At 37.2% G+C, this 16,166-nt stretch carries 14 protein-coding genes; 4 read left to right on the forward strand and 10 right to left on the reverse strand.

All coding sequences use genetic code 11. The features are described from left to right. Window positions 1-85: 85 nt before the first annotated feature. The 7 genes from QNJ50_RS21835 to QNJ50_RS21865 all read right to left on the reverse strand — a co-directional run bounded on the left by QNJ50_RS21835 (window position 86) and on the right by QNJ50_RS21865 (window position 7,598). The gene (locus tag QNJ50_RS21835) at window positions 86-1,168 is read right to left on the reverse strand and encodes a type IV secretion system protein (protein ID WP_300639395.1); all 1,083 of its coding nucleotides are present in this window, start codon (window positions 1,166-1,168) and stop codon (window positions 86-88) included. Further along, the gene (locus QNJ50_RS21840; RefSeq protein WP_300639398.1) at window positions 1,165-2,013 is read right to left on the reverse strand and encodes a hypothetical protein; all 849 of its coding nucleotides are present in this window, start codon (window positions 2,011-2,013) and stop codon (window positions 1,165-1,167) included. Before QNJ50_RS21840 ends, QNJ50_RS21835 begins: the two co-directional genes overlap by 4 nt. Next, window positions 1,958-2,503, reverse strand: coding sequence for a hypothetical protein (locus QNJ50_RS21845; protein WP_300639401.1), 546 nt, complete (start codon window positions 2,501-2,503; stop codon window positions 1,958-1,960). The genes QNJ50_RS21840 and QNJ50_RS21845 overlap by 56 nt, the downstream gene beginning before the upstream one ends. Beyond that, a complete protein-coding gene (locus tag QNJ50_RS21850; protein ID WP_300639404.1) occupies window positions 2,500-5,241 on the reverse strand; it encodes a DUF87 domain-containing protein in 2,742 nt (913 codons plus the stop codon). Before QNJ50_RS21850 ends, QNJ50_RS21845 begins: the two co-directional genes overlap by 4 nt. Window positions 5,242-5,590: 349 nt before the next feature. Then, window positions 5,591-6,016, reverse strand: a complete 426-nt coding sequence (locus tag QNJ50_RS21855; protein WP_300639407.1) for a hypothetical protein — start codon at window positions 6,014-6,016, stop codon at window positions 5,591-5,593. A gap of 1,018 nt (window positions 6,017-7,034) precedes the next feature. After that, window positions 7,035-7,220, reverse strand: a complete 186-nt coding sequence (locus tag QNJ50_RS21860; RefSeq protein ID WP_300639410.1) for a hypothetical protein — start codon at window positions 7,218-7,220, stop codon at window positions 7,035-7,037. Between the two features lie 150 nt (window positions 7,221-7,370). After that, window positions 7,371-7,598, reverse strand: a complete 228-nt coding sequence (locus tag QNJ50_RS21865) for a hypothetical protein (protein WP_300639413.1) — start codon at window positions 7,596-7,598, stop codon at window positions 7,371-7,373. A 180-nt stretch (window positions 7,599-7,778) separates the two neighbouring features. On the opposite strand from QNJ50_RS21865, the gene QNJ50_RS21870 reads away from it, so the two are divergent. After that, the gene (locus QNJ50_RS21870) at window positions 7,779-7,955 is read left to right on the forward strand and encodes a hypothetical protein (RefSeq protein WP_300639416.1); all 177 of its coding nucleotides are present in this window, start codon (window positions 7,779-7,781) and stop codon (window positions 7,953-7,955) included. Between the two features lie 87 nt (window positions 7,956-8,042). Here the strand turns inward: QNJ50_RS21870 and QNJ50_RS21875 are convergent, their stop codons facing one another. The 3 genes from QNJ50_RS21875 to QNJ50_RS21885 all read right to left on the reverse strand — a co-directional run bounded on the left by QNJ50_RS21875 (window position 8,043) and on the right by QNJ50_RS21885 (window position 11,279). Beyond that, complete coding sequence (locus tag QNJ50_RS21875; protein ID WP_300639419.1) at window positions 8,043-8,258, reverse strand: hypothetical protein; 216 nt, start codon at window positions 8,256-8,258, stop codon at window positions 8,043-8,045. 473 nt (window positions 8,259-8,731) lie between these two features. Further along, complete coding sequence (gene psbA / locus QNJ50_RS21880) at window positions 8,732-9,814, reverse strand: photosystem II q(b) protein (RefSeq protein WP_300639422.1); 1,083 nt, start codon at window positions 9,812-9,814, stop codon at window positions 8,732-8,734. Between the two features lie 439 nt (window positions 9,815-10,253). Beyond that, the gene (locus tag QNJ50_RS21885) at window positions 10,254-11,279 is read right to left on the reverse strand and encodes a hypothetical protein (RefSeq protein ID WP_300639424.1); all 1,026 of its coding nucleotides are present in this window, start codon (window positions 11,277-11,279) and stop codon (window positions 10,254-10,256) included. Window positions 11,280-11,782: 503 nt separating this feature from the next. Between QNJ50_RS21885 and cofG the strand changes: the two genes are divergently transcribed. The 3 genes from cofG to QNJ50_RS21900 all read left to right on the forward strand — a co-directional run bounded on the left by cofG (window position 11,783) and on the right by QNJ50_RS21900 (window position 15,872). Further along, the gene (cofG, locus tag QNJ50_RS21890) at window positions 11,783-12,781 is read left to right on the forward strand and encodes a 7,8-didemethyl-8-hydroxy-5-deazariboflavin synthase subunit CofG (protein ID WP_300639427.1); all 999 of its coding nucleotides are present in this window, start codon (window positions 11,783-11,785) and stop codon (window positions 12,779-12,781) included. A gap of 95 nt (window positions 12,782-12,876) precedes the next feature. After that, window positions 12,877-14,211 (forward strand): AAA family ATPase, encoded by a 1,335-nt coding sequence (locus tag QNJ50_RS21895; RefSeq protein WP_300639429.1) that lies wholly within the window; start codon window positions 12,877-12,879, stop codon window positions 14,209-14,211. Beyond that, on the forward strand, window positions 14,208-15,872 hold the full coding sequence (locus QNJ50_RS21900; protein WP_300639432.1) for a tetratricopeptide repeat protein: 1,665 nt from the start codon (window positions 14,208-14,210) through the stop codon (window positions 15,870-15,872). Before QNJ50_RS21895 ends, QNJ50_RS21900 begins: the two co-directional genes overlap by 4 nt. Window positions 15,873-16,166 lie beyond the last annotated feature (294 nt).

Consider the following 16,166-nt stretch of genomic DNA (forward strand, 5'->3'; position numbering starts at 1 on the left):
AAAAGTAATAAAGTATTACTAATTAGTAGAATTGGAGTAAAATTTATTTCTTTTTTTTCAAGAATTGAGCGCATGAAAAGAATTTTTATATTTTTTTGATAACTGTTTTTGCAATACTGGTAAATCCTGAAAAACTAGACATTCCGCCTCCAACACCAATTCCTAAGGCAAGAAAAGGAGAAAATATTCCTTGTAAAAGGGGTAAAAACAATGGATTTGTTGGAGAATGATTTACAACTGCACTAGATGCAAGTCCTACCATTATTGAATAACTTACTAAAATCAAACCTAGACTTAGCCAAGCACTCAACCAAGTAAAAATAGGTCTAGAACCAGCAGGAAATAATGATAAAACTAAGAATATAGGTGCGACATAAGCATTTAGAAGAAAAGCTATCTGAATAATATATTGAAATGCAGCTTCACAACCAGAAAGTAGTACCCAAAGAGCGGTTTGTACTGCTGAGTTAGCAAGTTCTCCTGGGATTTCCCATATTTTTAAATTAGGAAGAGAAAAACCTAATCCTTTCTTTTTTCTATAAGCTTCTGCATCTTTTTTAGCTTGTTGAATGGCTCTGTTTTTGCATTCTTGGCGAGTATCTATTGCTTGTCCACTTTGGTCTACTGTTTGTTCTGGTTTACTTTCACATTCCGCTATTTTAGCTTGAACATTTGCAATAAAAGCTGTATTAGCATTTGCTGCTCGAACTGCTGCTCTGAGTGTAATTCCATTCCTTGTCATGTTTAATATGTTGTCATTGACACCAATGGTGAAACCTCTAATTAATAAGGATGTATTTGCTAAAAGAGCGCCATTATTACTTAAAAGCAATATGATTAAAATTGGATAAATAATTTCGTTTATTATTGAAGTACTAAAAAAACCATCATTTACAATTTTTTGATACCAACCAATAGACCAAAATGCTACTAATACAGCAGCTACTAATAAAGAAACAGCTACTAAAGCTTTGTAGATTTCGCTGTTACCATTTGCTAGGATACTCCACTCCTCATCAAACATTTTCACAATAGATCTGGATGCTTCTACAGCGCTATCCATGATAATAGCTGCATCACTAGTTCCTTTATCTTCACCTGGCTTTTGTCCAGGGATTTGAGCATAAAAGAAAAATGCATTTTCAACAAAAGATGTATTCAAAATCATTTCTTTTGTTCCCAAAATCCATCGTTGAAACTGGCATTTCTTAAAATATCTGTTCTATTGTTTTCTCTTTGCAGTTGTTTGCGCTTAGCTTGTTGGTCTAAATTTTCTGAGATATCAGCAAGATTTATGTCTGCTGCTGCTAAAGCTCTAGTTTGCTTTTGCTCTTCTGACTGATTTGCTTTATTGATGATTTGCGCTTGAGAATTTTGTAAAGCAATTTTTTTGAGAATATCTTGTGTTACTACATCAGCTTGTGCATTTTCTGCAGCAGTAGAGGATTCTTCTACTGCTAATTGTGTCTCTTTTGATTCTTGTAATTGTATTTCCTGTCCTTCTTTCCCCAATACAGATTTTGATTGTCCATATGTGTAAACTCTATGGAACTCTTTTGAAGCATTAATTCCTTTGGTATTAGAATCAACCCGAACAGAATTATTATTAGTTGAACCCAGGACTTGTTTAATGATTTTGTCTCCTGCCTCCAAGGGATCTGGAATATTTAATACTCCTTCTGAAGAACTGATAATTTTATCCAATCCTTTTAAGGTTACCCAAGAATTTTCAAATTTATTGATGTAAGTTTTTAAGCCGTCAAAAATTGTAATGATATGATTAAAACCTGTTCCATGAAGTCCGAGTGATTTAGCTGTCTGTAGAATTGATTTTCCCTTCGATTCTACTTGATTAACTTTCTGGATAGCCTTATCTCCTTTCTCTTGAAAATCTTTATTTTTACTGTAAGCTTTTGCTGGTGACAGTGCCGTAAGTAATATTAAAACTAAAATAAATTTAAAAAAGAAATGGTTGAGGGTTAACTTCAAAATCTTTTGCTTGAATAGTGACATATAAATCATCCAAAGATACTACAAATTCTTCAGGAGTGCATGGACTGTTTACAATCGCTTGCTTAGAATTTTTCAACAACGACTTTGCAGTGACTAGTAAAGCAGGAGGTTTATTTTGACTCTTCTGTGAGAATTGTTCAAAAATTGCACCTTCATAACGTGGCTTTGAAGGTATCAATTTTGCAGGGCGGTTATACATCAAAACGTATACTTCTCCTACTTTGAAAGTGGCATTAATGCCAGGTCTTTCTATTCTCTTAGCATCGTTCTCCAATAAACCCAAATACAAAGACTCAAGAGTTTGGCTATTTTCTACGTATCTATTGCCAGCAGATATCGCAGCTTGACAAACTTTTGTTGTTTTAATAATTTCTTTTTCACGCTGTTCGCTTTTCCACTTCCAGATTTGAAAACTCAATATTGATACCAAAACACCTAGTATTGCTAAAAGTATTTTTTGCTTACTAATTTCAAACAAAATATTTTTCATAAAGGCTTCCCTGACTGAATACAATTTACATAATGTTTTGCGAATTCAGAAACCCATTCAAACTTATTTTTATGTATTGATTTAAAATGGTCGCGTGCAGCCTGTTCTTCTCTACTATTAGCAACTAAAGCTAACATTGGAGCAGAAGGATAATAACGACACAAAGTATATTTATTTTGATAGTCTAGCAGCCATTTTGTGTACATTTCTGTCGCATTGGGGCGAAAAGTTTCATTTTTTTCAATAATTTCTTGAGGGATTCCAAGATGTTCATTAAAACTTTTAGATGCTCCTGGAACTATTCTCCCTATTAAACGGCAAGGCATATTTTGAACTATTTGTTCCCCTGCCTCTGACTTCGCGATCGACAAGATATCTTGAGCCGCAAGCATAACTCGACATCCAGATTTACGAGCGGTTGCACATTTTCTACCAACGAGTTTTGATAAGGAACTAAAACGGAGTAACACACTCGCTTCATCCATAAAAAACACACTGTTAGAAGAGGATAAAGATTGTCTTGAAGCTGCAGCGTAAGCACTAAGACCCATAATTTCGGCGTCTTTTCCGGACTGAATATTAGTCAAGGCAAAGGTAATGAAATTGGAATTAGTTACAAAAGTAGAAGGTCTACAAATCGCATTTCCAATAGTACTTGTACGCCAGTACTTTAAGCGCAAGCAAATATATTTGAGCGCCCGATCTACGTTGTCATCTTCATAACCTAAATTTATTTTTGACTGCGAATAAAAATTCTCTAAGTCAGCTAATGTAGGTGTGTCATCCCATTGGGGGGTTCCGATTCCTTTTTGTTGTGCCAATTCAAACCGCTTCTTGATGTCTTCATCCTCGTAAAAAGCCTGTATTCCTAAAGGTATTAAAGATTCAATTGTCTGAGCCAGAAACCCATCAAAATTTTGAGAAGAATCAGAACCTAAAACTAATTGAGAAACAATTAAAATAACATCATTTCTGTGAGACTTTATTCGTTCTTTTCTATCTTTCTCAGGAATATTAGACAGGTCTAAAGGCTGAACAAGATTATTAGACTCTTTTGAAATGTCAAAATAAAATCCATTCTGATAAGGAGTATAATCACCAAAAGTCCCAGTCCCATCATCATTTGGCAGGTCAATAGTTAAAATTGACATTCCTAAGCTTTGACATTCAGCCAAAATAGTTGATACTAAGACTGACTTTCCTGAGCCGGTTGTCCCTAAGACTAAGATATTTTTGGTTCTAGATAAATCGATATATACTGGGGAACTACCTTCATCCGCTATTAGTTCAAACCCTTGAGAATCTGCAGGAGATATTTGCACCACATTAGTAAGCCCTAAGGCTTCACTAGCAAAAAAAACCATTCGCCGATTGTATGGACGCAATAAGAGTGATTCTTTCTTGATCAAAAGCGTTTGCAACCAAATCAACCAAGCGTATTCCTTCTCCTGAGACAACTCGGTTGGCTGATTTACATAGCCAGAGATCAACCTACAAGCATCATCAACTTCTGAAGGACTGTTGCGATAGACAAGCACAACCAGTGCTAAGTTCTCAGGGATATCCCCAGTGTACAAACCTTTTTGAGCCTCAACAGAACGCTCTACATCTATTTGGGCGGCGACATCTATAGATCTACGCTCTTGCACATTTAAGTCTAAAGTTCTCGCTCGGCGCAAAATCATTTGTTGAGCAGCACGAGTCAACTTTGTATCTGCGGGACTAATTTCAGTAATTATCTCAACATCATATATGTTGTTACGAGAAAATATATCCCACAGAAATTTAAGTTGTCCTTGAGTAGAAGCAAAAAGTTCAGGCTTTTGTTCTAAAACCAAAATTCCAACATATTTTTGAGAATTAGACCCGTGAGGAATACAGACCCATCTCCTATCTGCAAAAGGAACGCCATTATTTAAAAATGCAGATGTTGAATGTGCGCCTCCAAGTACAGCACTTGGTTTGTCTATTTCAGAATCATTAATTTCTTCTCTGATTTCTCCTGAGGAAAAAACCAAGCAATGAGGGAGCTTGACTTCATTTGCTCCAATTCTTTCACAGAGTTCTTTCCATAAATCTTGCTCTGATTTTAATTGGGGAGATAGACCCATTTCAGATAATATCTGTTGGTATCTCATTGCTCTATCAAACGCTTTATTAAAAATTTGAATCAAACGTTTTTCAGTTATCTTATTTACGCCTGATTTAGTAAAACGCCTTGTCAAAAACTTCCCAATTTTTGAAATTAATTTGTCTAAATTATCTGCTGATTCTAAGTCATTATTTGTAACTGTAAAACTGCAATAAATGTTCAGAGATACTTTTTTTCTTGATTTGTCACGAGTTAATTTTTGAACGCGAGCAAGGTTACTCCAATCAAGAAATTCTGACTCAGAAGATACAGGATTATTTAATCTTTTAAACAAATATTCTTTTTTATCATTATCATCACAAAAAGAACTCCATCTAAATATAAAACGCTCTGACTGAGGAATATCTTTCAATCCACTTTCAAATGATTTGATTGCCGCTTCTAGTTGCTGTTCAGAATTAAAAATAGGGTGAACACCACGGCAACTATACCCAAAAATTAATTCAAAAGAATCACTGTCATGTATATTTTTCTTGCTTAATAAATAAGCACCTAACTTATTAGACTCTTGTTCGATGCGTAGTAAAGTTAAAAGGTCTACACAGTCTTCAAAAGGATTTAAAGTTTTAGTAGTTTTTCGACTCACTTTAACTCTCCTTTTACCTAACCTCTTTTTTTCAAAAGAAGAAGAAAAGTTTACATGTCCTCTCACCCATTTAGGTTTTATGGGATAAATTTTCGACCAAAATCTGTGTGGTTTTTCTCCTGATAAAAGTGCTGCACTAATTCCTATCCATAATGCAGTAGATATTCCGAGAAACCAACTTAATCCAATAACAAGATTAAGAATACCGACAATTACACAAAATATCCCAGCAAATATTGCAAATTGTTTTCCAGATAAAGGTCCTATTCTTGGGCTCTCACCTAAAGATTGATTGATTTTTTTGATATTTATATCTCCTCACAAAATTAGATTAGTAATAAAAACTCTATTAATTAGTTGTACCAGCGGAACAGCCCCCACTACCGAACATAAGATTTTGAAAGACCATAATAAGTACAACAAAGATGAAAGTAATTAAGGGCTGTTGGATGACGTGTGTCACCTCTTGACCATTTCCGTAGGCTGAAATAGCCGTGGCAATTGTGTATAAGAAATATCCGAATATAACCAATGTTAGAGCAGTAAAAATAATGACTGGTAAGTTAGTAAATATTGCACCTGTTGTATTACCTGTCTTGGCTTGGTCTACAATGCATTTCATTGCACTTTGAGCTGATTTAAACAATTGGGCATTTGCAGGAGAAGGATGATTGACAATTGCAAAAGCAGTCGTAAATGAACCAACAAATTGATATTTAAACTGGTTAGCTAAATACCCTAAAGTTTTCCTAAATTTATTACTTTTACTTCTCATATTTTTCTCTGGTAAATATTACTAATACTTTAATTTTCAGGGTAACAATCTTGCAAAATTTAAAGTAAATTTTGCAAATCTATTAAAGAAGATTAAATCAAAACCTCAAAACTCATACAACTGTAAACCGGATATGATTTGGATATCATCCACCCGGATATTTTTTTGTTTAGACTATTGACAAATCGTCTTAAATAGAATATATAACTCAATCAAGTCAAATATACTAAGCGAATTTATTTTTCGTTTTCATAGTTTTACTTTTACTTTCATACGAATAAATACGAAGCTTACTTTTGGAGATATTAATACGAAAGCAAAAATACTTAAATTAGCTTTTAAAAGTTTTTATAAAACTTTTTTTGTCTTGACTAAAAAAATACATGCATATATGCATATAGGTAGTTGACTTTGAGAAATATTTATACAATAATCATTTCACATAAATAATAAACTTCACCTCACTTCACCATCCTTCAACATCCTTCATGGCATTTAGAAACTGCTCAAAGCTACTTTAAGCCAAGTTATAAGCGTGTAAAATCAAGCATATTGCTAACATAGAATAATTAACAGATTTTTATATTAGAAGTATAAATTTTATGTTTTTACCCGGAGTGTGCAAATAATATGTTGTAGAATTTTGTATCTAAATATTCTTATAAATTAAGTGCCGGTTGAATTCCGGATTCTTCTTTATCGCCTCCGGCGAAAGGAAGCGGGAAGAGGAAAGAATTAAGCTTAACAGAAAATCTAAAACCGACAGTTCTTCCTGGAGCAAACGGGTTTATTAGCGCAGCGTGACTGCAGGTCAGAGGCTCCGCCGATGCCGCAGACTCTAACCCCAGAGCCTTCATGGCGACGGCTTAGCCTCTTCGTCTATGTTGTGTCTGCAGTCAGTTCGCTCCGTGTGTTGGGAAACTTCTTCCTTCGCTTAAGGGTTTCTGCATAAATAACGCCCCCTGGAGACCGCAAAAATACAAATCCCCTCTGGTCTGTTGGTTGCTCGGGGGATTAGTTATTGGGTATTGGGAATGGCGGCTAAGTAAATATGATAGCTCCAGTCTCTATCCTCGAAAAATCTTTCGCCCACTTTTATAGATCGCTCAATGGAAGTCTCAAAGCAGACATCTTTGACTTTCCCGGATATGCGATTGTCAATTAAAACACGGTCACCAGTTCTCGGAACAATTTCGCAGCTCATTGGAATGGCTGATTTGTCGTCTGGTAGATAGAAAATACATTGGAACATAATGATTTTTTTTGATTAGCTTAGTTGCACCAGTAAAAACTGAAAGTTTTAGACTTGAAGACTTCTTCTCTAATGTCGTAAGCGCGAGACTTATGACCCTCGTTAATGCACGATGATATATCTGCATAAAATACTCATTACTTCCCCAGGGTTAGAAGTCGGTAGCAAGGGACTCCAGTCACCCACCTGTGCGTAACCTATTAACTGTAAATAATGAATTGTGCTGCTTACGGTTTTGGAAGAGCCAATTAACAAATGTTTGATCTGCTCTCTTGGGGGCGGTTCTTCGACATCTTGAGAGGAAAGTATTATTTTGTCGGGATTTCGCATTAACCACTTTCCGGCAGTGCCTACTGTGGTTTTTTGTGTCGTTGTATAAGCTTGTTGCATAAGCTATTTGTGCAATGCTACACATACATTGTAACGCGCGAACGCGCTTACGCGCTTGCGCGTAAATACAAATAATCTTTTATGCTGTGGCACAATTAAGCCGTTGCGTGCTGCATTGCGATGAGTGAGAAAAAAGAAATTAGGGGTTACATTCCTGCGGAACTGAATAAAATTTTTCGTGCAGTGGTGACACTCAAGGACACTAACCTCAGTGACTCATTGCAAGAGGCGATCACCGACTGGCTTAAGAAGCCTGAGAATAAAAAAATCATCGATAAGCATAATCTAAAAGATTAGTAACGAATGCTCAGAATCTCAGTGACGCGCCGAGCAAGCAGTTAAATTGCGGGATATTGTGTCAAATTTTCCGACAAAAAGACTTGTTCAACTTATTATTTCTTTTAACTTCTTCTGAGAAAATTCCTGTAACTTCTCATCTGGGTCATTTTCTGCTCTATTGTGCAACAGTGGTAATGTTTGGGGATGGTTGGGATAATCCTCTAAAACAGCGCAAAGTTCAGCATACCTTGGATTTAGCCAATATTTCTGAATTGTACAAGGGTCATTGTTTGCGCGATATAGCAATTGATTTATTGTCAATTTAGCGGCTTCTCTAGCTAGATGGATGCCTAAAGCCAGGGAGTCGCCCCCAACGTTTAGCCTTGTACAGATTTAGTGGGGGAATTTCGCTAACTGAAGTTAAAAAATTCAAATCCCCCCGACGGAAAAATCAAATTTAAAATTGTCTGAGTATTAAATAGTAAAAAATATCACTAATAATATGATGTGTTTCGCGCCGTAAAACGGCGCGAAACACTTTTTTTATAAGAATAAAGAGCGGTTTTAACTGCCAAATACGTAACACATACTTTGCTAAAAATATGACTAAATAACATTTTCAATCAGATTGAAAGTTAATAACTTACTTTCTTGATAATTCATGGTTCTAACGCATTATTTGAGCATTGGGCAATTATGCAATGCAAAAAATCACCCCCATTACTGGAGAGTGATTTTCTACATTAAGTAATTAATTACGTTGTAATTATCTACTTAACTGACTATTCAATTTATTAACCGTTGATTACAGGAGCGCTTACAGCAACGGGAGCTACTTCACCTGCAGCCAAGTCTAAGGGGAAGTTGTGAGCGTTACGCTCGTGCATTACTTCCATACCTAAGTTGGCACGGTTGATGATGTCTGCCCAGGTGTTGATTACACGACCGCTAGAGTCGATTACAGACTGGTTGAAGTTGAAACCATTGAGGTTGAACGCCATGGTGCTGATACCTAAAGCGGTAAACCAGATTCCTACTACAGGCCATGCTGCTAAGAAGAAGTGTAAAGAACGGCTGTTGTTGAAGGACGCATATTGGAAGATTAAGCGACCAAAGTAACCGTGAGCAGCTACTATGTTGTAGGTTTCTTCTTCTTGACCGAACTTGTAACCGTAGTTTTGAGATTCGGTTTCGGTTGTTTCACGAACCAAGGAGGAGGTTACCAAAGAACCGTGCATTGCACTGAACAATGAACCACCGAATACTGCTGCTACACCCAACTGATGGAAAGGATGCATTAAGATGTTGTGCTCAGCTTGGAATACCAACATGAAGTTGAAGGTACCGCTGATACCCAAAGGCATACCATCAGAGAAGGAACCTTGTCCTAAGGGGTAGATCAAGAATACTGCGGTTGCTGCAGATACTGGTGCAGAGTATGCAACACAGATCCAAGGACGCATACCTAAGCGGTAAGAAAGTTCCCACTGACGACCTAAGTAGCAGAATACTCCGATCAAGAAGTGGAAGATTACCAACTGGTAAGGACCACCGTTGTACAACCACTCATCTAAGGAAGCTGCTTCCCAGATGGGGTAGAAGTGCAAACCGATAGCGTTAGAAGAAGGTACAACAGCACCAGAGATGATGTTGTTTCCGTAGATCAAGGAACCTGCAACAGGCTCGCGGATGCCGTCGATGTCAACGGGAGGAGCTGCAACGAATGCAATGATGAAACAGGTGGTAGCTGCCAATAGTGTAGGAATCATCAACACGCCGAACCAGCCAATGTAAAGGCGGTTATCGGTGCTGGTGATCCATTGACAGAACCGTTCCCATAAAGAAGCGCTCTCGCGTCTCTGTAATGTGGTTGTCATGGTACGAATAATTGCTTTGATTCGGTATGTATTAGGTTAGTAATTTATGCCTATAATTAATACATTAGAGTATATATTGCTATTTGTAAAGTTTTTTTCAGTTTTTTTTGGTGTAATTTTTTCAGGCACTAATTTTAAACTGCGACTTTTTGGTCAGAGGTCTTTGATTTATAAGTATTACAGCTATTTTAGAAAAGATTTTATTGAATTTTATTGATATTCACACAAAAATATTTTCTCAGAATATATTTGCAGTTCTATTACGGTTTATAAAATAGCTGAAGCAAAACGACGGACAAAGAATTAAAAAATAATCCCCCAAACCTAAGGTGACGGTTAAGTCTGTATCTACCTTGAGGCTGGGGTATATCAAAGTAAGTTAAGTTTTGTTAGAGTGCAAGCAAGCACTATCCTGAGAATATTTGAGACCGATTAAAAATCAATTAAACTTTAGAACTGACAAAACTTTTGTTAATTCTAATTTCAGATAATTATCTACAGCTATGTACATCCAAGATACTGATGAATGTGGATCGCATTCTATTTTGTGAAAACCTAATGCTGTTGCAAGCTGTTCATACATTGGTTGTAAGGGAATTGTGTACATATCACAAAGCTCAGGAAAATCAGCCTGCATCTTAGTCAAACTTTGCTTTCCGTCTTCTAGGAATTTACAGATATTATTAAAATTCAGGTGATCGGGTTCTATGTACCAACCACGAACATGAATACAGGTACAATTTGTATCTCCCGGTACAGCCATTTTAATTGGATCAGAGTCGGAGTTAACGCTGAAATAAAGACTATGGCGGGGTGAGGTAAAATAATTTTCCTCAGATTCTTTTGCTACAGGATAGAGGACATAAAATCCTACTGGATAATTATTGTCGCAACGACGCAATACCCTCATAGTCGCAGAGCTTTGCTTCGACCAATTACGTAGGATTCTAGCTATACGATGGGATGCTGTAGTATTATTTCCAAAGTTGAAATGATGTCTTAAATAACTACTGACAGGAATAGTGTCTATTCGTGGTTCAAAGACATCTGCAAAAACTTCTACTGATTTTTTTGGTTGAACCGTATCATTTAGGTTGGTTAATGGTGATATAACTCGAACGCACGTTGTATTACCATCAAATTCTTTTTCAATTAATCCTATAGTAGCAAGCTTATCCATCATCATGCCTGCCGCTCTTTCACTTCCACGTTCTTGGGTGGCGTAAAAAAGCTCGTGTGCTTCTTTATGAGTACAAGATATGAAACCTTTTGGTGCCAATAGTTTTGTCAAGGGTAACTCTAAGTTGTTCCCTGACTCATCATATTGTTTAACCAGTAAGTAAGCCCACAACTTTACAAAACATTCAGCCCGACGACGGGTTAAATTAGTTTGTCCTCTCAATAAAGAAATATATTTGCGTTGCTGCTCTGTAGGGAACCATTCATTAATGCTTGCTGGGTTCATGTGAGATTAAATTATTTACCTTCTGAAGTTCGCGAGCGGTTGGCTGATTTGTTAATCGAGAGTAAGGCTTGTTGAAAATTGTGGACTTAATACAAACATTTAAATGAAACTAATAAATTTAGGAATAAGAAATTTTTATTCCTCAAGAAGTTTCCTTTAAATGGGGACTTGTGCAGTTTCTGCTCTAGTTTGTAAATAGTCACTATTTTCAGCCCGGAAAAAATGTGTTTGATGGTGGGAAACTATTAGCCTTTCCACGCCTAGGTTTACTTGAACTTATTATTTCCTAATTAGTTGATTCTCCAGCTTTGTTTTATAAAAATTTCACCCTACTTCAGGTTACTTCTGCCCTCTTCTTATATATACGACAAAATTCTTGTGCATAGATGGTTTGAATAATGAGAAGTGAATTAACGTATGAGTTAGAAGCAGGTTTTGGGAAACTGCTCACAACCTATTGTGTGCGTTAACATAACTCCAAACATTTCCCATTCAATGATTTCATGTCAGTTTCCTCACCAAAAACTGTTACTTACAGCCCTGCTTACACTATCGTTCCGACATATGAATGTTTTAACCGTTGCAGTTATTGCAATTTTCGTACCGACCCTGGTAAAAGTTCTTGGATGACTCTCAGTTCTGCACGGGAGATATTTACAAAACTGCAAAACCAGAAAGTCTGTGAAATTCTAATTCTCAGTGGTGAAGTACACCCAAACTCACCACGACGCCAAAAATGGTTCGAGCGGATTTATGATTTGTGTGAATTAGCCTTATCAATGGGTTTTCTTCCCCACACCAATACTGGACCATTAAGTTTTGAGGAGATGGAACAACTAAAAAATGTCAATGTATCGATGGGATTAATGTTGGAACAATTAACCCCAAAGCTATTGGATACGGTACATCGCCATGCTCCCAGCAAGTTACCAGAGTTACGGTTACAACAGTTAGAATGGGCGGGAAAATTAAAAATACCTTTTACTACAGGTTTGTTAATGGGGATTGGAGAAACCGAAGATGATTGCTGGGAAACTTTGGAAGCGATCGCAAAATTACATCAACGCTACTGTCATATTCAAGAAGTGATTTTGCAACCCCATAGTCCTGGTATTCAGCAAAGTTTTGATGCACCACCTTTTGATCCTCATAAATTACCAGAAGTAATTGCTACAGCACGTCACATTCTTCCCAAGGATATAACCATTCAAATTCCACCAAATTTAATTTCAGATTCCCAATGGTTAATTGCTTGTATTGAAGCGGGAGCTAGGGATTTGGGGGGAATCGGACCCAAAGATGAAGTTAATCCCGATTATCCACATCATCAGGAGGAAGAGTTGAGGGAAACTTTACAACCCTGTGGGTGGGAATTAGTTGAGAGGTTACCAATTTATCCTCAGTTTTATGGGTGGTTATCGTTGAAGTTACGGAATGCAGTGAGGAATTGGCGTAGTGGGGAAGGAGTAGAATTAGCAACGGATAAGATAAGTAACGGATAAGGTTGATGAGATGGGTAACGGATGGGGTTAATCTAAAATATCTACAATAAATATACACTCAGTTAAACAGCAGTTGCCTGTTATATATAGTGTTTATGCTTGAACAAAATATTGAATTACTTACAAATATTTATAACGCTTTTGACCCATTTCGACCTTTACCTGCAGGCGATCCAACTTATGTAGATTGTCGAGAAGTTAGAGGTGATGGGGATATACTGCTAGATCTGGGTAATCGAATTAAACTCTCTAAGGAAAACACTTGTCAGTTATATTCAGGTCATCGTGGTGCGGGGAAATCAACAGAATTACTACGCTTGAAACAATTTCTGGAAGAAAAGAATTTCTACGTAGTTTATTTTGCTGCAGATGAGGAAGATATAGATTCAGAAGATGCTCGGTATACTGATATTCTTCTTGCTTGCACCCGTCACATTCTGGAAGGATTAAAAAATATTGGTAACGCTAACCCGGTATTGGAGTGGTTAGAAGGTCGCTGGGAAGATATCAAAGATTTAGCACAAACAGAAGTGTCTTTCCAAGGAATGAGTATGGAAGCACAAATATCCCAATTTGCAAAACTAACAGCGAATCTGAGAGCAGAACCTTCCTTACGGGAAAAAATTAGAAAAAAAGTAGATCCTTACACGGTTACTTTAATTCAGGTTTTAAATCAGTTTCTTAAAGAAGCAAAAAAGAAACTTCCTGATGGTCGTAGCGAATTAGCAGTAATTGTCGATAACTTAGACCGAATCGCCCCAATTATTACTGATAGTGGGAAAATTAACCACGAAGAAATCTTTCTCGATCGCAGCGAACAACTCAAAGCTCTTGATTGTCATCTAATTTACACTGTTCCCATATCATTGGTTTACTCCAAAAGAAGTACTGACGTCAGAGAAAACTACAGTGATACGGAAGTTTTACCAATGATTATGGTACGGACTCCCAACGGTACAATATGTGAGCCAGGACTAAATAAAATCAAAGAAATTATTTCTAAGCGAATTAGTCAATGTACAACTTACTTATCCTTAGATACAGAAATCTTTGACAGTCCAGAAACCTTCCAGCAGCTTTGTTTGATGAGTGGAGGTCACGTACGAAATTTGTTACTCTTAACTCAGGATGCGATTGCACTGACAGAAGAGTTACCAATTTCTCAGAGAGCAGTACGACGTGCAATTACTAAAGCACGCAATACTTATCGTCAAACTGTAGAACATAACCAATGGGATTTATTAGCAAAAGTTTCTCATTCAAAACGGGTAATTAACAATAATGAGCATCGTAGTTTGTTGTTCAACCGGTGTTTTCTAGAATATCGTTATCTGGACAAGGAATATGAAATTCAACGTTGGTGTGATGTTCATCCTTTAATTAGAGGGATACCGGAATTTAAGGAAGCTGTAGCGAAAATGCAGCCATGACTTCAGAATCAATCGATTGGGACGAAGATTTACCACCAGAGCCAGAAGAAGAATATCAAGCTTTTATCCGTACTTTAAAACGGACAGATGATTTTCGTTTATTATTTGTTCGATCTTCTCCTGCTGAAAGTGAAGACTTGATTATCAGAGTCAAGGAAGAATTAACTGAAAAAAGGATTGAAGTTTTACGATTTAATGAGCCGATTGACAACTTATATGAGATAGTTAAAGGCTTACCAAATCGAGAACAAATCAGTATTTTATTTGTCCAAGGGTTGGAGTATTCATTATATGAATATGAAAAACTCAAGTTTGGCGAAAACAGCGAGCGTTTCAGTTACAGTTGGAAAGGTATTCCGCCAATACTCAATCATTTAAATTTACATAGAGAAAGATTTCAAGATACTTTTAATATCTGCTTTGTTTTTCTCTTACGTTTCTTTTCCCTCAAATACTTCATCCATCGCGCACCAGATTTTTTTGATTGGCGTTCCAGTGTCTTTGAATTTCCTACCAAACCCAAACTTTTAGAACAAGAATCATCCCGTATTATTAAAGAAGGAGATTATGAGAAATATGGTTCTCTAACCCTAGAACAACAAGTTCAAAAAATTCTCGAAATTCAGGAATTATTGCAAGAAAAGTATCAATTACCCAATCAAAAATCAGACTTACTACAAAAACAGGGAATATTACTTGTAGCAGCAAAAGAATACGAAGCAGCTTTAGAAGTATTAAAACAAGCAATCGATATTAAACCTGATGACGACTCAGCCTGGAACAACCGGGGCAATACTCTGTATTATTTGGGACGTTATGAAGATGCGATCGCTTCATATGATAAAGCCCTGGAATTTAAGCCTGATGACGACTCAGCCTGGAACAACCGGGGTAATACTCTGTATTATTTGGGACGTTATGAAGATGCGATCGCTTCCTACGATAAAGCATTAGAAATAAAACCTGATGACGACTCAGCCTGGTACAACCGGGGCTTAGGGCTGTATTATTTGGGACGCTATGAAGATGCGGTCGCTTCCTACGATAAAGCCCTGGAATTTAAGCCTGATGACGACTCAGCCTGGAACAACCGGGGCAATGCACTGTCTGATTTGGGAAGTTATGAAGATGCGGTCGCTTCCTACGATAAAGCCCTAGAATTTAAGCCTGATGACGACTCAGCCTGGAACAACCGGGGCAATGCACTGTCTGATTTGGGAAGTTATGAAGATGCGGTCGCTTCCTACGATAAAGCCCTAGAATTTAAGCCTGATAACCACTCAGCCTGGTACAACCGGGGCAATACCTTGTACAATTTGGGACGTTATGAAGATGCGGTCGATTCCTACGATAAAGCACTTGAATTCAAGCCTAATAAAGACTCAGCCTGGTACAACCGGGGCTTAGGGCTGTCTGACTTGGGACGCTATGAAGATGCGGTCGCATCCTATGATAAAGCATTAGAAATAAAACCTGACTACTATCAAGCTTGGTACAAAAAAGCTTCCTGTTACGCTTTACAAAAAAATATTGTTATGGGAATTGAAAATCTACAACAAGCCATCAATCTAAATCCTGAATACCAAGAAATAGTAAAAACAGATACTGATTTTGACGCAATTCGAGATAGTGAAGAGTTTCAAAGGTTAATTGACAGTTAATCCAATCGCGTAAGGTGCGTCAGGCTCACGGCTTATTAAATTTATTCTGGTCACCTTCTCAAAAGTGCCGTAACCCACTAGCATTCCTAGCCCGAAGTCCAAATATACGTAACACTATTCTTTGGCGGTGCGTTACAGTAAACCAATATACTTAGTTAGTCGGGTAGCAGGATTATATCGCTATAACCCCGCCCCCTCAGAACCGGACGTGCGCTTTGCAACGCATCCGGCTCAAGCAAGTCATAAACTACTCACTGTTCCAGAGTGTATTTGCTGATGGCAGTACAAATGAAC

It is taken from the genome of Mastigocoleus sp. MO_188.B34 (assembly GCF_030065675.1).
Classification (GTDB): Bacteria; Cyanobacteriota; Cyanobacteriia; order Cyanobacteriales; family Nostocaceae; genus Mastigocoleus.

What these genes read in the sequence shown, in the direction of transcription:
- QNJ50_RS21835 (WP_300639395.1), bottom strand. Translation starts at nt 1,168, where the DNA reads ATGATTTTGAATACATCTTTTGTTGAAAATGCATTTTTCTTTTATGCT.
- QNJ50_RS21840 (WP_300639398.1), bottom strand. Translation starts at nt 2,013, where the DNA reads ATGTCACTATTCAAGCAAAAGATTTTGAAGTTAACCCTCAACCATTTC.
- QNJ50_RS21845 (WP_300639401.1), bottom strand. Translation starts at nt 2,503, where the DNA reads ATGAAAAATATTTTGTTTGAAATTAGTAAGCAAAAAATACTTTTAGCA.
- QNJ50_RS21855 (WP_300639407.1), bottom strand. Translation starts at nt 6,016, where the DNA reads ATGAGAAGTAAAAGTAATAAATTTAGGAAAACTTTAGGGTATTTAGCT.
- QNJ50_RS21860 (WP_300639410.1), bottom strand. Translation starts at nt 7,220, where the DNA reads ATGAGCTGCGAAATTGTTCCGAGAACTGGTGACCGTGTTTTAATTGAC.
- QNJ50_RS21865 (WP_300639413.1), bottom strand. Translation starts at nt 7,598, where the DNA reads ATGCGAAATCCCGACAAAATAATACTTTCCTCTCAAGATGTCGAAGAA.
- QNJ50_RS21870 (WP_300639416.1), top strand. Translation starts at nt 7,779, where the DNA reads ATGAGTGAGAAAAAAGAAATTAGGGGTTACATTCCTGCGGAACTGAAT.
- psbA (WP_300639422.1), bottom strand. Translation starts at nt 9,814, where the DNA reads ATGACAACCACATTACAGAGACGCGAGAGCGCTTCTTTATGGGAACGG.
- QNJ50_RS21885 (WP_300639424.1), bottom strand. Translation starts at nt 11,279, where the DNA reads ATGAACCCAGCAAGCATTAATGAATGGTTCCCTACAGAGCAGCAACGC.
- cofG (WP_300639427.1), top strand. Translation starts at nt 11,783, where the DNA reads ATGTCAGTTTCCTCACCAAAAACTGTTACTTACAGCCCTGCTTACACT.
- QNJ50_RS21895 (WP_300639429.1), top strand. Translation starts at nt 12,877, where the DNA reads ATGCTTGAACAAAATATTGAATTACTTACAAATATTTATAACGCTTTT.
- QNJ50_RS21900 (WP_300639432.1), top strand. Translation starts at nt 14,208, where the DNA reads ATGACTTCAGAATCAATCGATTGGGACGAAGATTTACCACCAGAGCCA.